The following is a 21248-nucleotide window of genomic DNA, read 5'->3' as shown; positions in this document are numbered from 1 at the left end:
CAGGCCTTGACGCCCCCCTCAAAGCAACAGACATTCCAAAAAAGACTTGAGCGGGGAGGTGAATGCGCTACGTTCACCGCCCCGACACCTGTAGGAGTGATGGAATGAAAATTAGTATCGAGCGCGCAGCCCTTCTGAAAGCGGTGTCTCAGGCGCAGTCGGTCGTAGAGCGGCGCAATACCATTCCAATCCTTGCCAATGTCCTGATAGAGGCGGAAGGCGATGCTGTTAGCTTCCGCGCTACCGATCTTGATATCGAAGTCGTGGATAAAACGCTGGCACAAGTTGAACGTGCTGGCGCAACAACCGTCTCGGCCGTCATGTTGCACGAAATTGTGCGTAAACTGCCAGACGGGGCGCTGGTTTCGCTGACAGATGATGGTGCTTCAGGGCGCCTTGCGGTCGAAGCCGGGCGATCCAACTTCTCACTGGCTACTTTACCCAAAGAAGATTTCCCCGTTATGGCAACGTCGGAGTATGCGTCTAACTTCTCTGCGCGCGCTGCAGATTTACGCCGACTTTTTGACAAGTCAAAATTCGCTATTTCAACCGAAGAAACGCGTTACTACCTGAACGGCGTCTACATGCATGTTGCAGACTCTGACGGTGGCAAGGTGTTGCGTTGTGTTGCGACCGATGGACATCGCCTTGCTCGGATCGACTCTGGTTTACCAGATGGTGCAGGGGATATGCCTGGCGTGATCGTGCCACGTAAGACAGTGGGCGAACTGCGCAAGCTACTGGATGACGACGACATGCAAATCGCTGTTTCTGTTTCCGAAACTAAAATTCGCTTCGCGACGCCTGAAATCACCCTGACATCCAAAGTCATTGATGGCACGTTCCCCGACTACACCCGCGTCATCCCAACGGGAAACACGCGGAAACTGGAAGTTGACGCCGCCGATTTCGCGCAAGCCGTTGACCGTGTTGCGACCGTTTCGTCAGAACGGTCACGCGCGGTAAAACTCTCGCTCGACGAAGATCGACTGATTCTTTCGGTCAATGCCCCTGACAGCGGTGCTGCAGAAGAAGAACTTGCCGTCGCCTATAATGATGAGCGGTTGGAAATTGGGTTCAACGCGAAATATCTGCTGGAAATCGCCAGTCAGGTTGATCGCGAGAATGCGGTCTTCATGTTCAATTCTTCCGGTGACCCAACCCTGATGCGCGAAGGCAATGACACCAGCGCGATCTATGTTGTCATGCCGATGCGCGTGTAAGAGATGCCGTGCCAGAGCGTTAACATCTCAGGCATATTCAAACTTATAATCCGGAAAGATCCGGTATGTCCGGCCTGACAATTGCTGAATTGCAACTTTCGCACTTTCGCTCGCACAAGGCTTTGCGGCTGACGGCAGACGAACGACCCATTGCGCTTTATGGCCCAAACGGGGCGGGTAAAACAAACATTCTTGAGGCAATATCGCTTTTGTCGCCCGGTCGTGGCCTCCGGCGCGCATCGACCGAAGATATGGCGCGTAGACCCGAGACGCTGGGATGGAAAGTCAGCGCGAGTTTGAACAGCCTCCATCAACTACATGAAATTGAAACGTGGTCTGAATCGGGTCAGTCCCGGTCCGTCCGGATAGACGGCAAAGCCGCAAGCCAAATCGCGTTGGGTCGGGTCGCACGGGTTTTGTGGCTTATACCCTCGATGGACCGGCTTTGGATTGAGGGCGCAGAAGGGCGCAGGCGCTTTTTGGACCGGATGACCCTTAGTTTTGAGCCCGGTCACGCAGAGGCCACCTTGACCTATGAAAAAGCCATGCGCGAACGCAACCGCCTGCTTAAGGATCAGGTGCGCGACCCTGCCTGGTACGCAGCACTTGAGGCACAGATGGCCCGTGCGGGCACTGCAGTCCATCGCAATCGGAAAGATGCACTCGCCGCGCTTACTGCTTCTCAGGCTAAAGCAGAGACAAGCTTTCCAACCGCTGCCCTTCACCTTACCCATGCGGATGATGTCGAAATGCCCGATGAAGAACTTGCACTGATTGCCGCACTCGCAGAAAGCCGCCCCCGAGATCTCTTGGCCGGGCGCACCCTGGTTGGGCCGCACAGGGCAGACCTTCTGGCGACCTACGCCGCGAAGGATGTTGCGGCACGCGATTGTTCAACAGGAGAACAGAAAGCGCTGCTGGTCTCGCTTATACTGGCCAACGCGCGCGCATTGACCGAAAGCTTTGGCGCACCCCCTATCTTACTGCTGGATGAAGTCGCCGCGCATCTTGATGCTGACCGCCGCGCTGCTCTTTATAATGAAATATGTGGGTTAGGTGCACAGGCGTGGATGACAGGCACAGGTGCCGAACTTTTCGCAGACCTTGGCGAACGCGCCAAATATCTGGAAGTAACCGAAACTGCCGGAGTTTCTGCTATAGCAGAGATAAATTGCTCATGACCCTGCCGCTTTTTGATCTGGTACTTTATGCGGGTGCGATCAGCATATTGTTCCTGACCCCAGGCCCTGTTTGGGTTGCACTGCTCGCACGATCGCTCTCTGGCGGGTTTCAGGCGGCATGGCCGCTCGCGTTGGGCGTTGTGGTTGGTGACGCCGTCTGGCCATTTCTCGCTATTTTGGGGGTAAGTTGGGTCGTCGGAACTTTTGATGGCTTTATGACCGTTCTGCGCTATGTCGCGACCCTTATTTTTCTCGTGATGGGTTGGTCATTGATCCGCAATGCGGACAAAGGGATCAACCAGGACAAACGTCTAACGCGCCCCGGTGCCTGGGCCGGGTTTGTGGCTGGCGTTGCTGTGATTCTCAGCAACCCCAAGGCCATTTTGTTTTACATGGGTGTTTTGCCAGGGTTCTTTGATCTTACAAAAGTCACCGGTCCTGACATCGCTGCAATCGTTGCTATTTCAATGGCTGTTCCGCTGATTGGGAACTTGATTTTGGCGCTTTTCGTCGACCGTATGCGGCTGCTTCTCACCTCCTCTTCGGCCCTCAGGCGGGTAAATATTACCGCAGGGATTCTGCTGATTTTTGTGGGGCTGATCATTCCCTTTGTCTAAGCGTAAATTATGGGCGATTCGCGTGACATTCCCCCCTAAACCAGATATAAAAACCGTCAGAAAATCAGGAAGAGCAGAATGTCTGACGACGCACAAAAACCAGAAGAATATGGCGCCGATTCTATTAAAGTTCTCAAAGGGTTAGAAGCGGTTCGCAAACGACCCGGTATGTATATCGGCGATACCGATGACGGCTCTGGCCTGCACCATATGGTGTATGAAGTTGTAGACAACGGTATCGATGAAGCATTGGGCGGATTTGCTGACGCAGTAAACGTCACCATTCACGCCGATTCCAGCGTTTCTGTCAGCGACAATGGTCGTGGTATTCCTGTTGGTATCCACGAAGAAGAAGGTGTTTCAGCAGCCGAGGTCATCATGACCCAGCTGCACGCCGGCGGTAAGTTTGACCAGAACTCCTACAAAGTCTCTGGCGGTTTGCACGGTGTGGGTGTTTCTGTTGTGAACGCCCTGTCCGATTACCTGGAACTCCGCATCTGGCGCGATGGTAAAGAACACTACGCCCGATTTGAAGGTGGCTTTACCGTCGAACCACTACGCGTTGTTGGCGATGCCAATGGCCGAAAAGGCACCGAGGTGCGATTTTTGGCCTCATTAGAGACGTTTTCTAACCGGGACTTCATCTTCAAAACGCTGGAACATCGCTTGCGCGAACTTGCGTTTCTGAATTCTGGCGTTCGGATCATTCTGGTCGATGAACGTCCTGCCGAAGTGCTGAAGACAGAACTGTTCTACGAAGGCGGCGTGAAAGAATTTGTTCGCTATCTGGATCGCTCTAAAACACCCGTTATGCCGGAACCTATTTTCATGGTTGGCGAAAAAGATGGCATAGGTGTTGAAGTGGCGATGTGGTGGAATGACAGCTACCACGAAAATGTCCTGCCCTTTACCAACAACATCCCGCAACGCGACGGTGGTGCGCATTTGGCTGGTTTTCGTGGGGCGTTGACCCGGACCATCAATAATTACGCGCAGTCATCAGGCATCGCGAAAAAGGAAAAGATCAGCTTTACCGGCGATGACGCCCGCGAAGGTTTGACCTGCGTTCTGTCAGTTAAAGTTCCGGACCCGAAATTCAGCAGCCAAACCAAAGACAAACTTGTTTCATCCGAGGTGCGCCCGGCTGTCGAAGGCTTGGTGAACGAAAAGCTGGCCGAGTGGTTTGAAGAAAACCCGGCGATTGCAAAGCAAGTTGTCAGCAAAATTGTCGAGGCTGCACTGGCCCGCGAAGCCGCACGTAAAGCGCGTGAACTAACACGCCGCAAGACGGCTATGGATGTGAATTTCCTTGCAGGCAAGCTTAAGGACTGCTCTGAAAAGGACCCTTCAAAGACCGAAGTCTTTTTGGTGGAAGGGGACTCTGCCGGTGGGTCCGCCCAAACCGGGCGCGATCGGAAGACACAAGCTGTTCTACCGTTGCGCGGGAAAATTTTGAATGTTGAACGGGCTCGGTTTGACCGAATGCTCGCCAGCCAGGAAATCGGCAACCTTGTGATGGCGCTTGGCACCGGTATTGGGCGCGATGAGTTTGACATCAGCAAGCTTCGTTACCACAAGATCGTGATCATGACCGATGCTGACGTGGACGGCGCCCACATCCGTACATTGCTGCTGACCTTCTTTTTCCGGCACATGCCGGAACTGATCGAAGGTGGATTCCTCTATATCGCGCAGCCACCGCTTTACAAAGTTGCGCGGGGTAAATCAGAGGTTTACCTGAAAGATCAGGCTGCGCTTGACGACTATCTGATTCAGCAAGGCGTGGATGGTGCTGTTCTTCGCCTTGCATCTGGTGAAGAAATCATTGGGCAGGATCTTGGGCGTATTGTGGAAGAGGCCCGACAGGTCCGGCGAATTCTGCAAACCTTCCCAACGCATTATCCGCAACACATTCTGGAGCAGGCGGCGATTGCTGCCGCCTTTGTGGCGGGTGCCGTTGATACCGATCTGCAAGGCGTCGCAAATGCAGTCGCCGCGCGGCTTGACCTTATCGCTGTTGAGTACGAACGCGGTTGGCAGGGCCGCCCGACACAAGACAAAGGCATGCGACTGGCGCGTCTGTTGCGCGGTGTTGAAGAGGTGCGCACACTGGACGGCCATGTGATCCGTTCGGGCGAGGCACGCAAGCTTGGTACCTATACCGAGACGATGAAGGATGTTTACGGCCAGCCGGCAAAACTGATCCGCAAGGACAAAGAAGTGCTGATCCACAGCCCGACTGAGTTGTTGCAGGCTATCCTGACCGAGGGCGAAAAGGGCTTATCACTACAACGCTACAAGGGCTTGGGCGAAATGAACCCCGAACAGCTTTGGGAAACCACGCTTGACCCGGACGCGCGCACCTTCCTTCAGGTAAAAATCGAAGATATGGCCGATGCCGATGATATCTTTACCAAACTGATGGGTGATGTTGTTGAGCCACGCCGCGAATTTATCCAGAAAAATGCGCTAAGTGTGGAAAACCTCGATTTTTGAGGATGGGCTGCCAGTTCGAGAAACCCAACTGGCAGTCACTTTCTTACTTATTATGAAGACCCTCGCTGACCGCACGCTCTACTGCCGCCCTGGTCAAATCAAGATCATCTCTGGTTAGCGCAAGGCACGGATACATTTTCCCGGATGATTTAAACACGCCATCCTCTCGTAACGCCTTGTTATAGGACGCACTCATACTGGTGTCTGCGTCCTGAGTATCGCGGTAAGTGCGTATGGTTTTGTCGGTGAACAGCACATCAAACAACGTGGGGTCACCAACAATCTGATGCGCAATTCCGGCTGCGTTCAATGCCTCTGCCTGCATGTTCATAAGCTGATGCCCAAGGCTGCGCAGGTGATCATAAGTACCTTCGCGGCGTAAGATTTCCATCGTTTTCAACCCTGCAATAGCCGCGACCGGATTGCCCGAAAGCGTGCCGAGTTGCATCAGCCATTTATCCGCCCCAACCTTTGATTTATCAAAATGCGCCATGATATCTGAACGCCCGGCAACCGCTGCCAACGGAAAGCCGCCACCTATGATCTTGCCCAAGGTGCACAGATCCGGCACCACACCGTAACGTTCCTGTGCCCCGCCATAGTCGAGCCGGAAGCCTGTGACGATCTCATCGAAAATTAAAACAATTCCATGTGCAGTACAAAGGTCGCGCAGCCCTTCCAGAAAGCCCGGCACAGGTGGGACGATACGTTGCAGCGGCTCCACGATGATCGCCGCAATCTCTTTGTGATGCTCGGCAATCAATGACCGCGCAAACTCCAGATCATTGAAAGGCGCAATCAGCATCTGCGCGCGTACTGCATCCGGGATACCTGCGCTGTCTGGTACAGCCTGGGGGAAGTTGACACGTGCGGCGGGCGCAAGGCTCATCTGCGCTTCGGCAGACATACCGTGGTAGCCACCTTCAAATTTCATGATCTTGTTACGGCCCGTGAACGCACGTGCAAGCCTGATGGCGTACATATCCGCCTCGCCACCAGAAGTGACATAGCGCACCTGATCCGCACAGGTCACAGCGCGGCAGATTTCCTCGGCCAACTCTATGCCAGCCGTGTTGTTCGTAAAAAATGTCATGCCGCGTGGCAACTGCTCCAGCACGGCTTCCAACACTTCAGGGTGTCCGTGCCCCAGCAACATCGGGCCAGAGCCGATCAGGTAATCAACATATTCTTTTCCATCCTCATCCCAAACACGCGAACCTTCGCCGCGGCCGATGATAATGCCGGGGTCAAAATTACCAAAACCGCCAGCCGGTAATACGGCTTTGGCGCGTTCGATCCATTCTTCCTGGGTATGCAGTTTTAGCATGGTATTTTCCTAGTCCAGAATTGCAGCGGGCCCGCCCAGCGCAACAACATCGGGGTTAACACCCAGCCCAACACCCTCGGGCGGGGCGATACGCCCGTTGGCGCGCACGGGCGCAGATGGGTCGAGGCGGGGACTGACATAGCCAGAGAGGTCACAGACATTCAGCAGGTTTTTAGGCTCTGTCGCGGCACCAAGGTGGAGCAGCGCCGCTGTCGTGATATCTGACCCCCAAGTGTCCTCAATACACATTTTTGCGCCTAGATAGAGACATAAATCACGTGCACGCCGGGTTGCGGAAAGACCGCCGAATTTTGACAGTTTCAACGCAACAGCATCCATACAGCCCAATTGGTGCGCCCTGAGCAGAGATGCCGTATCATGCGCCAGTTCATCCATTTTCATCGGCAGGCCAGAGGCCGCGCGCACCGCGGTGCAATCTTCAAACGTTGGGCAGGGCTGTTCCAGCATGATGTCCATGTGGGCGACAGCGCGGGCTACACGGGTTGCATCCAGCCGTGTCGCGCCACAGTTCCAGTCCCCGTAAACAAGCGGCCCCTCGCCAACCGCTTCGCGAACCTGCGTTAGGCGGGCGACGTCCGCCTCCCAGTTTGCATCTGCGCCAAGCTTGACCTGAAACTGACGTATTCCGGTAGAGAACGCCTCTGAGGCTATTTCCGCCATATCCCCCGGCGAAATACACGTGATCGAATGGTAAAGCGGCATATCAGTGGTACAACGCCCCCCGAGCAATGCATGAAGTGGCAGGTTTGCAGCCTTTGCCGTCAGATCCCAAAGTGCAATATCGATCACGGATTTGGCGTAGACGTGCCCGTGTAAATGGCGATCGAGCCGCGCCATCAACGCTTCGGGCCCTATCGGGTCTGCGCCGATCAGAATGGGTGCCATGTCTTCAAGCGCAGGCAAGACACCGCACGTGTATGCCGGCAAGTAGTGCGGGATTGGGCAAACCTCGCCCCATCCACATAGCCCGCTGTCCGTATCAACCCGCAGCACAACACTTTCGACTGTGTCACAGGTTTTTCCGTCCGACATGAAATACGTCGTGTGGCTGGTCAGGGGTACATGCCACAAAGTGATACGGGTTATTCTCATGCCCTACCCTCCGAAAACAGCGACAGGATCGCCAAGAATGTTAAAGTCAGGCACGACGCCAAGGCCAGATGTAGATGGCGGAGTTGCCACGCCATTCACATTCCGCGCACCCTGCCCCGGAACCGGATCAATCGCCAGATGATAGTGGCACAACCAGCTTGCAAGGCGATTTTCATCTGGGGTGGACGCAGCCAGATGTATGGCTACGGTGTCCGCCAAGGCCGACCCGCCAACATCTTCGATATGCATTTGCCAGCCAACAGAAATGCCGAAATCGCGAATTTGCCGTGCGCGTGTAAGGCCACCAACACGATTTGGTTTTACTTTCACGCCCTCGCACCCGCGCGTTTTCCAGGCCTCCAGATGATCATCAAATGTATGCAGGCATTCGTCGAGCATAATCGGGTTATGGACACGGGCAGCGACATGGGCGCATTGCTCAAGCGTCTGACAAGGCTGCTCGACCCAATCGCGTGTGTTGGTCGAATTCAGAACCTGAATTGCGGTGCCCGGCGACCAGGCCCGGTTCACATCAAAAGTTACATTTTCGCCTGAAGGAAGTGCCGCTGAAATTGCTCCAATCCTTGCAATGTCGAGTGCGGTATCTGTCCCACCAATTTTGGCGGAGTGAGTCCGATATCCTTTTTGTGACGCTTTGCGGATTAATGCGATCATCTGGTCAGGCGTACCTGTAGAGATGGAGGAATTAACCTCGACAGGTGTCGCACTTGCCCCGCCAAATAGCTGCCACAAGGGCATTCCGGCCGCCTGCCCCAGAATGTCCCAACAGGCCAAATCCAGTGGGGATTTGACATATGGATGCCCCGGTAACTGCACGTCCATCACCCGGTTAATATGGTCAAGGCCTCGTGGATCCAGCCCAATCAGCGCGGGCGCCAGAATCTCCAAACCTGCCCTAATGCCAGGTCCGTGCGCTGGAAGATATGTATGGCCCCACGGGCAGCCTTCGCCCCAGCCGATCAGACCTTCATCCGTTTCAATCCGGACGAAAGTGCTGTCCAGTTTTTCGAACCTCAGCCGCCCGCCTGACAGAAAATAAGGCTCTGTTAATGGCATATCCAACTGATAGGCCGTTACTCTGGTGATCTTCATAGCCTATTCTCCATAGACCGCAATGGGATGTCCAAGACTGTCAAAATCTGGTGTCACACCAAGTCCAGGGGTGTCTGTAGCGTACAACTTACCGCCTTTGGTGGTTGGTCCACCTATCCCGGTCGATCGTGAATTGTAGTTGTGCAGGTCGGTCGAATTAATCAGGTATTCTTCAGGCGTGGACGCTGCGAAATGAGCAACCGCAGCTGTCGTGATTTCGCCGCCCCAGGTGTCTTCGGAAACAACCGGAATGCGGTTTTCCACCAGATAATCCCGCACGCGGCGCGCTTTGGACAACCCTCCGAGGTTTGAGATTTTCAGACAACACATCTCTGCTCCACGATCCTCAACGATCCGGTGTGCCATGCGTATGTCGGTAACACATTCATCAAGCTTCATCGGCTGAGCTGCAACCCGGCGAACCTGCTGGCATTCCTCATACGTTTTGCAGGGTTGCTCCAGAATAAAATCGAGATCTTTTGTTGCCCGGGCGACACGAATTGCATTGTCGATACGCCAGCCCTGATTGGCATCAGCCATGGCCTTTTCGCCCGGCTTTAGCAACGGTACGGTTGCCCGGATACGGTCGATATCCCCCGCCCAATCACGACCAACCTTGATCTGAAACTGACGGTATCCTGAGGCGCGGTGCACTTCCATCTCGGCAATGGTTTCTTCTGTCGCCTTTTGCGGTGCCACCCGATACATCGGCGCACCATCCGTCAGTTTACCACCCATCAGCATCCAGACCGGTTGCCCTGACGCCTGACCCAGAATATCCCAGCAAGCGGCATCAAATGGCGCTTTGGCATAGCCATGTCCCTGAACGATATGATCCATCAGCCGTTCGATCCGGGAAACCTGCCGCGGGTCTTCGCCGATCAGCTGTTTTGCCGCCAGTTTGGCGAACGCCTCTACCCCTTCGGAATGGGCGACCATGTAGTTTTCACCACAAGGCGTGAATTCGCCACACCCGGATATCCCGGCGTCGGTGTCGACCACAACAACTGATGCCATGGCAGTTGCGATAGCATTGCCAGCCCCCCAGACATAAGTCCCGCCAACATAGGGTAAATGCGTTTTATAAACTGAGATACGGGTGATTTTCATTCGTTTACCGGCCTTTCAGTCAGGACCGGGCCTGTATCCATTCCCTCACCTCGCCAGATTACGTAGGCCAGCACCGGGCTGTCCTGCGTTGTCATGGCATGTGGTTGGTTACTGGCATGAAATGCTGTATCGCCCGATCCCAGAACACGCGATGGTTTGCCTTCTGCTTCGAACAAGGCTTCACCTGCGATGATCATATACATTTCTTCTGCCGGATGATGGTGCCAGGGATAGTGGAGACCTGCATCTGAATAGACGAGAAACGAGCTCATTTCCCGGCACTCAAAGTGTCCTTCATAACCAACAAGTTCGTAGCAACCGAACCGGTTCAGAAAGTCGTCCCCGATATTCGTGCCACGATAGGTTTTTCGCCAATTTGCCTTGTCCCACAATACAATCAATGCATCGCGAAGGGACGTATATTTATCGGTACTAAATCCGGTATCAGTAACCATCGTTTTTGCTGCAGGCACATAAAACGGCTCTAACTCACGCCATTTCACATTGTTTGGGAATGGGCAAAAGGCTGCGACATCCGGGTGGTCGGTGTGCAGAGTGGCCGTTTCTGCAAGGGCTTTTGCAAATTCCCGATGTGTCATGGCACCACCACGATGTTACCGGTGTGTTTTTTGTTGATGAAGGCCCGTTGTGCAGCATGCAGTTCGCGCAGAGGGTAAGTCGCCGCCAGCATCGGTTTGATCTCTCCTCGCGCAATATATCCAACCAGGTCTGCAAAAACACCCGGAGGGACGATCGTTGCACCAGTGAAGGTGAGATCACGCAAGTAGAAGGTCCTTAGATCCATTTCAACGATGGGGCCTGCGATAGCACCTGCGCAGGTGTAACGCCCGCCGCGTTCCAGTAGATCAATGAGAACCGGCCACTGTTCACCACCGACAACATCCGCCACAACGGTGATTTTTTCATCCTTGAGTAGCTCTTTCAAACCTTTTGGCGCGCGCGACAGTATGCGCGCCGGATTTGATCGCGCGACTTTGGCATGTTTTGGCTCAGACGCCATTGCGATCGTCCGGGCGCCACGGCGGTTGGCCAGCTGTATAAGTGCGCCGCCCACACCACCTGAGGCGCCGGGGATCAAAACAGTATCACCGAAACCTACATTTGCGCGGTTCAGCATGTTTTCCGCCGTTACGTATGACGTGGCAAACGTGGCAATTTCTGCGTCGCTCAGGTCACTTTCCATAACATGCACATTCCGCGTGTCGACCTTGGTGTATTCCGCAAAACCGCCGTCACATTCGCTGCCGTAGTAGCCAGTTTTATCCATGCTCATCGGATCGTCCCAGTCACGCAGCCAAGTGTCAATTATGACTCGTTTGCCTGCGAGCTCTTTCGATCCTGCAACAACTTCACCTACAACATCAGCACCCTGTATCCGCGGAAACGTGATTGGCGCACCACCCCATGTTGCGTCTTCTTCATCTGCGCCTTCCAACGCGCCGCCTGTCGTGCTTTCCTGTGTTCCTTTGGAATACCATGCGGTGCGGGTGTTAACGTCAGTGTTGTTTAGACCGCAGGCAAGAACCTTGATCAGAACCTCACCCTCAGCAATATCTGGGACTGGCCAATCATCATGCCATTCCAGCTTTTCCATATCACCGTGCCCGGTCAGAACCATGGCTTTCATTTTCGTCGGTATTGTCATTATGCCACCGCTATTGCTGCGTCTGTGCGGGGAAATACCGAAGCCGGATCATACACCGCCTCGGCAAGGATTTTGCCTTTGCGGGGCTTCCCGGCAACGATCACCTCAACTTCGGTCCCAGAGACATTCGCGTATGGCTTGATATAAGCGAACGCCAGAATTTTACCGTAGGTATGGCCGTAGGCGACAGAAGCCGTGGACCCGACAACTTTGCCGCCGAGTAAAACCGCCTCGCCCCCGTGACCATCTTCAACACCATCGGGTTCGATCTGCAAATAGGCACAAACCCATTTCATCGCACCATTCGCCGCTTCCTCTGCACTGGTTCGGGTCTTCTCAACTCCCAGATACTCTTTGTCGAGTTTGGCAAAACGCATCACATCTGCCTCTGACAGCGTGACTTCGTTCGTCAATTCGCCTGCACCTTTGAACGCTTTTTCCATACGCATCGCGTTCATGGCGAATGAACCATAGTCCGCGATACCGTGCGCTTCACCCGCTGCCCAAAGCGCATCATAAACGGCAAGTGCATTTTCGCGCGGAATGTGAAATTCCCAGCCAAGTTCGCCCGCGTAAGACATGCGAAATGCCCAGACATCGTGACCGGCAACTTTGATTTGTTGTGCGGTAAGCCAGCGGAAGTTTGTATTATCGAGCGGCGCATCGGTACATTGCGCCAGCACCTCGCGGGATTTTGGCCCATTCAGGGTCAAAGCAGCCCAGTCGTCTGAGAGTTTTTTGACGACAACGGATTCGCCCGCGAGGTTATCGTTCAGATGGTCCAGAAGCCGGTTTTCAAAGAACGCTGCACAAACCAGATAGTAGGCGTCATCGGCCAGTTTCACGACAGTCGTTTCAAGTTCGATCCGGCCACGACGGTTCAGCAGATGCGTTAGCGCGATCCCCCCCACTTTCTTTGGCAAACGGTTCGCGACAAGCCCGTCGAGGAACTTTTCGGCATCCGCCCCGCTGACCTTCACTTTGGTGAAGGCAGAGATGTCCATGATGCCAACGGCTTCGCGCACGGCTTTGCATTCAAGACCAACTATGTCGTGCACTTCGTTCCGACGAAAAGAATAATGGTCGTGCTGCGCGACCCCGTTTTTGGCGAACCAGCGGGGGCGTTCATGACCGAACACTTCTTCATAGACTGCGCCTTTTTCTTTCAGGCGCTTGTACATTGGCGATGGTTTGATCGGACGCCCCTGAAGCCGGTTAAAATGTGGGAACGGAATTTCATGGCGCAGGCAGTAATCTTCTTTCGCCTTGATCACCTGCCATTCTTTGACGGCGTAATCACCAAAGCGACGCGGGTCATAGTCACGCATGGAAATGTCCGCTGAACCATGCACCATCCATTTTGCGAGTTCCCGGGTCAGGCCGGGGCCCCAGCCAATGCCTATTTGCGTACCGCAGGCGCACCAGTAATTTTTAACCCCCGGCGCAGGGCCGACCATTGGGTTGCCGTCCGGAGGGTGACTGATGGCACCATGTACTTCACGGGTAATCCCAAGCTCGGCAAAGATTGGCATCCGGTCCATCGAATTTTCAAGCCACGGCATGATGCGGTCATAATCAGCGGCGAAAAGTTCGTTCTCAGCTTCCCATGGGCAATGGTCTTCCCAAACCGTGTTGGGGTTTTGCTTTTCGTAAATACCGATCAGACCCTTTTTTTGTTCCATGCGGATGTAGCCTGAAACCTTCTTGTCGTCGCGAATGACCGGCAGTTCTGTTTCAAGGTCTTCGAACTCTGGCACGTTTTCAGTAACCAGATAGTGGTGCGTCATCGACGTCATCGGCAATTGCAAGCCTGACCACTCGCCCATTTGACGTGCATAGGTGCCACCAGCGTTTACAACATGTTCGCAGGTGATGGTTCCCTGCGGGGTTTCGACAACCCATTCACCCGTATCGCTTTGTGTTATGTTTGTTGCCTGACAGCGGCGGAAAATCCGCACGCCTTTCTGGCGCGCACCTGTTGCCATTGCCATCGTCACATTCGACGGATCGACGTGGCCGTCATCGGGGGTGTAAAGCGCGCCAATGACACCATCAAGGTTGTAGAACGGATGCTTCGTTGCGACAAACTCTGGCCCGACCAGTTCGATGTTGAATCCCAAAGAGCGACCCACAGAAAGCGTGTGGCGCAGCCAATCCATTTCATCTTCGCTATAGGCGAGGCGGAACGAACCACAGCCGTGCCATGTTACGGCTTGCCCGGTTTCCTCCTCAAGCTTCCCTGAATAAAGGCCGATATTGTAATCCACCATTTTCCCCAGACCAAACGAACTGGTTGAATGGGTGATCTGACCTGCCGCGTGCCATGTTGAGCCGCTGGTCAGTTCGGCTTTTTCAAGCAGAACCGTTTCCGGCCCCCACCCCTCGTGCGCAAGGTGGTAAGCCAAACCGCACCCCATCACGCCACCGCCAACAATGACAACTTTTGTACGCGTGGGGAAATCTTTCTGAGACATCACATTTTCCTGTTCGAGAGTCGCAAAATTCCTCGACAGGCTAATCAATCATCTGTACCATAGTCAATCATGAATGACACAAATGTATCATATAGTGTTTTGGAGCGGTTGGCAGACGAGCTAACCGACCTGACGCCAGAGACGCGCAAGGCGGCAACTTACGTATTGGAAAACCCAAATGATGTTGGCGTTTCTACTGTGCGTGAAATTGCAGAGGCCGCAAAGGTTAAGCCCAACACAATGGTACGCATGGCGCGCCAGATTGGCTTTGAGGGGTATGAGGATTTTCGAGAACCCTTCCGCACGGCGATTCGCAATGGGACAGCAAGTTTTCCAGACCGTGCACGCTGGTTGCAGCAGATTGGAAGCTCTGGCAAGCTTGGTAGTCTCTATGCTGATATGGTCAATTCAGCGCTGCGAAACATTGAAGAAACATTTGCAAATATATCTGACCAACAGCTTTCAGCAGCGGCAGAGGCGATCTGGGCATCGCGGCAAACCTTCACACTGGGCGTTGGTGTGAACAGTTCGAACGCGCAGAACTTTACCTATCTGGCTTCGACCGGAATGATACAGTTCCACGCCATCCCACGCATGGGCAGCACCGCTGTCGATGATCTTGCATGGGCAGATAAGCAGGACGTTCTGATCGCCATAACCTGCAAACCCTACCGGTCCGAAGTTGTCGAGGCCGTACGCATCGCGCGCGAACAGGGCGTGATCGTGATCGGAATTTCCGACAGCCCCGCCTCTCCGATCATACGGGGGGCTGATCATGGGTTTATCGTTGCGGCGGATACGCCTCAGTTTTTTCCGTCTTCTGTTTCGACAATTGCGCTGCTTGAAATACTGCTTTCATTCGTAATCGCATCCGCAAGCGACGAGATTGTTGAGCGGGTCGGAAAATTCCATCAACGCCGCCATCAGCTTGGCCTTTATCACGAGGATCAGTCATGAATGCCCCTTTGACGCACTCGCTGGACGCCCGCTATTACACCGATCCTGCAATCTTTGAGAACGAGATGAATGGCCTGCTGTCCCGCACATGGCAGTTTGCCGGGCACGTGAGCCAGATTTCCAATATCGGAGATTACTTCGCCTTTGACATTGCCGGACAGAACCTGTTTTGCATTCGCGGTCGTGATAATGTTATCCGCACCTTTTACAATGTGTGCCAGCACCGCGCCCATGAAATGGTCAGCGGATCGGGCAACACGCGCGTTGTCGTCTGCCCGTACCACCAATGGACCTATGAGCTGACAGGGGGCCTGCGGGCTGGGCCGAACATCAAGAATGTACCCGGTTTTGATCGCGAGAAAATCTGCCTCACCGAAGTGCGCTCCGAAGATTTTCATGGCTTCATCTTTGTCAATCTCAACGATGACGCCGCACCGATGGATGACTGGTATCCTGGCGTACGCAAAGAGATCGCCAGCTACGTGCCCCAAATCGACACTTTGGCGCCGCTCGAATGGGTGGAATGCCCAGAGCGTTGCAACTGGAAAGTCTCAGTCGAGAATTATTCGGAGTGCTACCATTGCCCGACGAACCACCCCACCTTTGCCGAAGGGGTGATCAAACCAGAAACATATGACATTCAGCCTGATGACAAAGGTGGTTACGTTTTACGCCATACGACCGAATGCCAAAGTCTCGACAAGATGACCTATCCGATAGATTTGGATGCAAATGAACATGCAGGCGATTACCAGTCCTGGTTCCTTTGGCCTATGTTCAGCTTCCAGTGTTACCCCGGCAACGTATTGAATACGTACCATTGGCGTGCCGTTGACGTGGACAACTGTGCCGTCTGGCGCGGCTGGTACACAGAAGGCGGCGTGGATAGCGATGTTATCCGGGGTCTTGCTGTTCAGGACCGCCAGACTACCGTTGAAGAAGACATTGTTCTTGTCGAATCGGTGCACCGCGGCCTGAAATCCAAGGGGTATAGACCGGGCCCGCTGGTGCTTGATCCGGGCTGTGGGGTCATGTCGGAACATTCGATCAAGAAACTTCAGGAGTGGATGCGCGAGGCCGTAGATGGCTGACAGGGTAGACGTCTACTATTCGCTGCAAAGCGACTACTGCTACTTCTTGCTCGAACGTCTGATCTGGCTTCACGGTCAGGGTGTAGAGGTTGTGATGCGCCCGGTTCTGGGGGGTGTGCTGCGCATCCCCGATCGTTTCAAGTACCGGGACATGTTGGAGCAGCGCTATTTCGAAACTGATACCCTGCGTACTGCCGCGTTCCTTGGTTTGCCGTATGCCTATCCCGACCCGTCACCTATTTCCTTTATGTCTGGGTCGCTTTGGGTTGCCGAACAGAACCAGCCACTTAACGAGCGCCTTTCTAGGTTATTCGTCGGCTCCGTACGCGAGGGCAAAGGGCTTGAATTTCTGGATCATGTCGGTCGTACGCTCTGGGATGGCTCAACACCGGGGTGGGATAAAGGCGATCATCTGAAAAACGCGATGGCGCGGGCTGGCCTCGATATAAAAGAGGTCCTTTCCGAAAATGAATGGCCCGCCACTGAAAAAACCCTTCAGGAGAACGCTAATGATTTGCTTGAAGCGGGTCATTGGGGTGTACCGCTCATGGTCGTCGATGGAGAGCCTTTTTTCGGGCAAGACCGGTTTGATCAGGTCGTCTGGCGACTTGGATTGCCCGGCTACATTCGGAGAGATGCGTGACCGAGGTCACGCCATATCGGCAAGACCATGTTGACGACAAATGGGTTAGCGGCGCTGCCGGTCGTTTATGGGTGGACAACCCCGGGTCAGGTGAATGACTTGCAGAGGTTTCTATTGCCGGTGCCGCCGATGTTGATCGTGCTGTACAGGCAGCAAAACACCACCATCAAAACGGCGTTCTATCCGAAATGCGCCTCTTCAATTTCTATAAGAGCTTTGTACAAGAGTTTTCCTTGCTCCGGCGTCGGGGGGGGCGTTGAAACACCCTTTGGCGGATACGGCAAATCTGGCTATGGTCGCCAAAAGGGACGAGAAGCGCTCTGGAATTAAGTCCAGGCAAAAAACATCGCAATCAAACTTGGGAATGCATAATGGCTGATCTGTTTAACGAAGATTTGTTTTTGAAAGGTCTGGAGCAACGCAAAGGCACGCTTGGGGCGGAATACGTTGAAAAGAACCTTGCCGCAGCAGATGATTTTACACGCCCGTTTCAGGAAGCCATGACTGCCTGGTGTTGGGGCTTTGGCTGGGGCGACGATGTGATAGAGCCGAAGACGCGCTCAATGATGAATCTCGCCATGATCGGTGCGCTTGGCAAAATGCACGAATGGGAAATTCACTGCCGCGGCGCTATTAGCAATGGCGTCAGCAAAGAAGAAATCCGCGCCATTATTCATGTTGTCGGAATCTATTGCGGCGTGCCGCAGGCGTTGGAGTGTTTTCGCGTCGCCAAAAAGGTTTTGGAGGAGGAGTAGGTTGGCGGGTTTAAGTTGGGAGTCCGCGTGGTGATGAATTGAAAAGGCAAATCGGAGTTCTTGTTTGTCAGTTTCGAGCCTTTTTGCTAGTTAACGGGTCGCTGCGAACGTCAGGAATCCTGACCTGATCACTGGAATTTGCGGCGCTTGAATGCCTTAACATCGGCCGAAGACAGCTTAAACCACTCCCCATTTGCACGTTGATCTGCGAAACGACGGTGCCAGTAGGCCTCAATGCCCGGAGGATCGTCTGTTCGAATCGCGTGAACTAGTTCTACCTTTTCAGGGAGCGCGATGCTGATCTGCTTCACACGCTTTTCCAATTCATCGCTGCGTCCCACTTTAAAATGGATGCCAGACTTTAAGAGGTAGACCCAACCCTCCAGAAACTTCGGTGAGCTAGCGTTGCCACTGGGGTTCCGAGCCACTTTCGTTTCTGGAAGGATCGCGATTAAATCGTCCTCGCCGCGTTCAATTGCGCGATCCCGCAGAGCTGCAATTACTCCATTCTTACTACCGAAGTGCTTGGAAAACGTGTTGTGGCTGATGAAGTCAGGGATCTCCCTAGCGTAATAGCGCAGTTCGGCGTTTGAGGGAGGCTTGCGATAGTGGCGGCAGACTTCAGCATATTTGTCCAAGACCAAATCGCTGGACAGGCGTTGGTTCATTTTGTTGGGGTGCAAGCCTGCCTCTGATACCGCGTCATTCCAGCGAAGCCAAATCTTCCCACACCAATCTTTTTCGGCGATGCCCGTTTCTTGTTGGAAAAACTCTTTTCCCGGGACTCTGCCTCCGTTAGCTTCTGCTAGCCTTTTGATCTCATTTTGGATGTGTTCTTTCATGGGGACGAGGGTCGAAAGTACGAGTAACGTTGTCAACCCCCAACCCGGCATTGTCCAATTTCGGCTTTATCCGCCTTGCTGACACCCAACCAGCGGTTCGCGACTAAGTTGCTTATGACGTCCCAATTGCCCGTGCCTTGCACGGGTAGTGCCCGAACCGCCCCCACGGGGCGGGCGCTTTTCGCCCTCCCCTCGGTTCGGGCACCGTGATCGATTGCTGCGTAGCGCATAACAAAGTTTCCGTTGAGCGGGTGTAATACATGCACGTTTTTACGAAAATTTTCACATCATCGAATTGTATTATCCCGCCCAAAGCGTAAATAAAACCAAACGCCATTCGCACAAAGGAAAACGCATGGGACAGAACATCACCAAAGGCATCAAGGCTTTGTTGGAAGAGGCGAATGCAGCGGTCGAAACTATGCCGATTGAGCATGCCAAGCAGGCTTATACAGACAGCAATTATGTTTTCATCGACCTGCGCGACATTCGCGAACTTCAGAGAGAGGGCAAGGTTCCAGGCGCATTTTCCTGCCCGCGTGGCATGCTGGAATTTTGGATTGACCCGGAAAGCCCCTATCACAAGGACGTATTCAATCAGGACAAGGCCTATGTCTTTTACTGCGCAAGTGCCTGGCGCTCTGCCCTAAGCGCAAAAATCGCGTCTGAAATGGGTTTGGCGCCTGTTGCGCATATGGCGGGTGGCTTCACTGCATGGAAGAAATCTGGCGGCGAAATTGAGACCGTAGAAAAGCACTGATCAGACCCCTTTTGTGAAAGCCCCCCTTGGTGCTACTGTTGGTGGATTACGTCGGACTGGGGGGGCACCGAAATGGACTACTACGATCTTGGATCTTATTCTCTTAAGGTAACAACCTTATCAGAAGATGCGCAGCTATGGTTTAACCGTGGGCTGATCTGGGTTTACGGATACCACCATGAAGAAGCGATCGTTTGCTTTGAAAAGGCAATAGAGGCCGACCCCGATTGTGCGATGGCCTATTGGGGTATCGGGTACGCGATTGGCCCAAATTATAACAAGCCCTGGGAAACATTCGAGGAAGAAGAAAAACCAGCTGCGCTGGCGACAGCTCACGATTCCCTCTCAAAAGCCACAGCCCTTAAAAATACAGTGTCCCCATTCGAGCGTGCTTTGATAGAAGCGCTTTCAACGCGTTACCCAAAAAGCCCCGACATTGTGGATTTTTGCCCCTGGAACAATTCCTACGCAGATGCGATGCGCAAGGTTCATGCTGCTCACCCGCACCAGTTGGATGTCTGCGCCCTGTTTGCCGAGGCGATCATGAACCGAACACCGTGGCAGTTGTGGGATTTGCCGAAAGGCCTGCCAGCAGAGGGTGCAGACACGCTCGAGGCGATCAAGGTTCTTGAAGATACCTTCAATTCCATTGATGGCGCATGGGACCACCCCGGCCTTCTGCACATGTATATTCATCTGATGGAAATGTCGCCGCATCCAGAGCGGGCATTGCGCCACGGCGACAGGCTCAGCACCCTCGTTCCGGATGCCGGGCATCTATTACACATGGCAACGCATATCGATGTGCTTTGCGGAGACTACGAAAATGTCGTTTCTCGAAACTCGACCGCGATTATTGCGGATCGCAAATACCTTGCACGGTCCGGCCCCGACAATTTTTACTCGGTCTACCGCTGTCACAACTATCACTTCAAAATCTACGGGGCGATGTTTCTTGGACAGCCAACACCTGCCTTAGAGGCCGCAGAAGAGCTGATCAAGAATTTGCCGGAATCGATCTTGCGGCCAATGGCCGACTGGTTCGAGGGGTTCATTCCAATGAAACAGCATGTGCTGATCCGTTTTGGTCGGTGGCATGATATTCTTGCCCAGAATCTGCCCGAGGATAAGGAGCTCTACAGTTTTACAACGGCGATGATGCATTACGCACGCACGGTTGCGTTTGCCAATACAAGTAACATCGCTGGTGCAGAAGCAGAGCGAAACCTCTTTGATGCTGCGCGGGCGCGCGTGCAGGAAAGCCGAACACTTTTCAACAACACCTGCGAAGACATTATGGGAGTTGCTGAACAGATGATGTTGGGCGAACTGGAATATCACAAAGGCAATCACGAAGCAGCCTTTGCTCACCTGCGCCGCTCTGTCGAAATTGACGACAGCATGCCCTATGACGAACCTTGGGCCTGGATGCAGCCAACGCGTCATGCGCTGGGCGCGCTCCTGCTGGAACAGGGACAATATGAGGAAGCAGAGGCCGTCTACCGCGCCGATCTGGGTTTGGACGATACGCTGAGCCGCGCCTGCCGACACCCCACAAACGTCTGGAGCCTGCATGGCCTTCACGAATGTCTGACCCGGAGGGGCGCAAATGCAGAAGCGCTGCACATCAAACTGCAACTCGACAAAGCCGCTGCGCGCGCTGAGGTTCCTATCAAGGCATCCTGTTACTGCCGTCAAAAGGCAGTAGCGTAAACTTGGGCAGACGCGCGCTCACAATCTCGTTGTTGCTCAGAGCTTTCCAGAAGCAATTTTAAACAATTAACGTCAACCATTCAGATCGAAAAGGGCGTTCGGTATAGGGGTCGAGGCTTCTGAAACTTTACGTGTCCGAAACAAGTTTAGCATGTCTCATGGCACCC

The 21248-nt window shown here is 53.8% G+C and carries 18 protein-coding genes; 10 read left to right on the top strand and 8 right to left on the bottom strand.

Annotated features, from left to right (window positions below; translation table 11 throughout):
* Window positions 1–104 precede the first annotated feature (104 nt).
* The 4 genes from dnaN to gyrB all read left to right on the top strand — a co-directional run bounded on the left by dnaN (window position 105) and on the right by gyrB (window position 5517).
* On the top strand, window positions 105–1223 hold the full coding sequence (gene dnaN, locus J4E70_RS12220) for a DNA polymerase III subunit beta (protein WP_213889770.1): 1119 nt from the start codon (window positions 105–107) through the stop codon (window positions 1221–1223).
* A 65-nt stretch (window positions 1224–1288) separates the two neighbouring features.
* A complete protein-coding gene (gene recF, locus J4E70_RS12215; protein WP_213889769.1) occupies window positions 1289–2404 on the top strand; it encodes a DNA replication/repair protein RecF in 1116 nt (371 codons plus the stop codon).
* A complete protein-coding gene (locus J4E70_RS12210; RefSeq protein WP_213889767.1) occupies window positions 2401–3021 on the top strand; it encodes a LysE family translocator in 621 nt (206 codons plus the stop codon). The genes recF and J4E70_RS12210 overlap by 4 nt, the downstream gene beginning before the upstream one ends.
* A gap of 78 nt (window positions 3022–3099) precedes the next feature.
* Complete coding sequence (gene gyrB, locus J4E70_RS12205; protein ID WP_213889765.1) at window positions 3100–5517, top strand: DNA topoisomerase (ATP-hydrolyzing) subunit B; 2418 nt, start codon at window positions 3100–3102, stop codon at window positions 5515–5517.
* A gap of 43 nt (window positions 5518–5560) precedes the next feature.
* Here the strand turns inward: gyrB and J4E70_RS12200 are convergent, their stop codons facing one another.
* From J4E70_RS12200 to J4E70_RS12170, 7 genes are read right to left on the bottom strand one after another with little or no spacing between them, the layout of a single operon-like run.
* The gene (locus tag J4E70_RS12200; RefSeq protein WP_213889763.1) at window positions 5561–6844 is read right to left on the bottom strand and encodes an aspartate aminotransferase family protein; all 1284 of its coding nucleotides are present in this window, start codon (window positions 6842–6844) and stop codon (window positions 5561–5563) included.
* 9 nt (window positions 6845–6853) lie between these two features.
* Entirely contained in the window at window positions 6854–7957 is a 1104-nt protein-coding gene (locus tag J4E70_RS12195; RefSeq protein ID WP_213889762.1) for a mandelate racemase/muconate lactonizing enzyme family protein, read from the bottom strand.
* A gap of 3 nt (window positions 7958–7960) precedes the next feature.
* Window positions 7961–9070 carry a mandelate racemase/muconate lactonizing enzyme family protein gene (locus tag J4E70_RS12190; protein ID WP_213889760.1) on the bottom strand — a complete coding sequence of 370 codons (1110 nt, stop codon included), beginning with the start codon at window positions 9068–9070 and terminating at the stop codon, window positions 7961–7963.
* A 3-nt stretch (window positions 9071–9073) separates the two neighbouring features.
* Complete coding sequence (locus J4E70_RS12185; RefSeq protein ID WP_213889758.1) at window positions 9074–10180, bottom strand: mandelate racemase/muconate lactonizing enzyme family protein; 1107 nt, start codon at window positions 10178–10180, stop codon at window positions 9074–9076.
* Window positions 10177–10779, bottom strand: coding sequence for a dimethylsulfonioproprionate lyase family protein (locus J4E70_RS12180; protein WP_213889757.1), 603 nt, complete (start codon window positions 10777–10779; stop codon window positions 10177–10179). Before J4E70_RS12180 ends, J4E70_RS12185 begins: the two co-directional genes overlap by 4 nt.
* A complete protein-coding gene (locus tag J4E70_RS12175) occupies window positions 10776–11846 on the bottom strand; it encodes an alcohol dehydrogenase family protein (protein WP_246531722.1) in 1071 nt (356 codons plus the stop codon). Before J4E70_RS12175 ends, J4E70_RS12180 begins: the two co-directional genes overlap by 4 nt.
* Window positions 11846–14320, bottom strand: coding sequence for an FAD-dependent oxidoreductase (locus J4E70_RS12170; RefSeq protein ID WP_213889756.1), 2475 nt, complete (start codon window positions 14318–14320; stop codon window positions 11846–11848). Before J4E70_RS12170 ends, J4E70_RS12175 begins: the two co-directional genes overlap by 1 nt.
* A 69-nt stretch (window positions 14321–14389) precedes the next feature.
* Between J4E70_RS12170 and J4E70_RS12165 the strand changes: the two genes are divergently transcribed.
* From J4E70_RS12165 to J4E70_RS12150, 4 genes are all read left to right on the top strand, one after another.
* Window positions 14390–15277 carry a MurR/RpiR family transcriptional regulator gene (locus J4E70_RS12165; RefSeq protein ID WP_213889752.1) on the top strand — a complete coding sequence of 296 codons (888 nt, stop codon included), beginning with the start codon at window positions 14390–14392 and terminating at the stop codon, window positions 15275–15277.
* Entirely contained in the window at window positions 15274–16368 is a 1095-nt protein-coding gene (locus J4E70_RS12160) for an aromatic ring-hydroxylating oxygenase subunit alpha (protein WP_213889751.1), read from the top strand. Before J4E70_RS12165 ends, J4E70_RS12160 begins: the two co-directional genes overlap by 4 nt.
* Window positions 16361–17011, top strand: coding sequence for a DsbA family protein (locus tag J4E70_RS12155; protein WP_213889749.1), 651 nt, complete (start codon window positions 16361–16363; stop codon window positions 17009–17011). Before J4E70_RS12160 ends, J4E70_RS12155 begins: the two co-directional genes overlap by 8 nt.
* 371 nt (window positions 17012–17382) lie before the next feature.
* Window positions 17383–17766: a carboxymuconolactone decarboxylase family protein gene (locus tag J4E70_RS12150; protein WP_213889747.1), complete on the top strand. Its 384-nt coding sequence runs from the start codon at window positions 17383–17385 to the stop codon at window positions 17764–17766.
* A 128-nt stretch (window positions 17767–17894) separates the two neighbouring features.
* On the opposite strand, the gene J4E70_RS12145 is transcribed toward J4E70_RS12150, so the two are convergent.
* Window positions 17895–18608, bottom strand: coding sequence for a GIY-YIG nuclease family protein (locus tag J4E70_RS12145; RefSeq protein WP_213889745.1), 714 nt, complete (start codon window positions 18606–18608; stop codon window positions 17895–17897).
* Between the two features lie 355 nt (window positions 18609–18963).
* Between J4E70_RS12145 and J4E70_RS12140 the strand changes: the two genes are divergently transcribed.
* Together J4E70_RS12140 and J4E70_RS12135 are read left to right on the top strand one after the other, a co-directional pair.
* The gene (locus J4E70_RS12140; protein ID WP_213889743.1) at window positions 18964–19368 is read left to right on the top strand and encodes a rhodanese-like domain-containing protein; all 405 of its coding nucleotides are present in this window, start codon (window positions 18964–18966) and stop codon (window positions 19366–19368) included.
* A 72-nt stretch (window positions 19369–19440) separates the two neighbouring features.
* The gene (locus tag J4E70_RS12135) at window positions 19441–21081 is read left to right on the top strand and encodes a tetratricopeptide repeat protein (RefSeq protein WP_213889742.1); all 1641 of its coding nucleotides are present in this window, start codon (window positions 19441–19443) and stop codon (window positions 21079–21081) included.
* Window positions 21082–21248: the final 167 nt, after the last annotated feature.

The sequence above is a fragment of the Pseudohalocynthiibacter aestuariivivens genome, from assembly GCF_018457175.1.
Classification (GTDB): Bacteria; Pseudomonadota; Alphaproteobacteria; order Rhodobacterales; family Rhodobacteraceae; genus Pseudohalocynthiibacter; species Pseudohalocynthiibacter aestuariivivens.
This window is presented reverse-complemented; position numbering and strand designations above follow the sequence as displayed.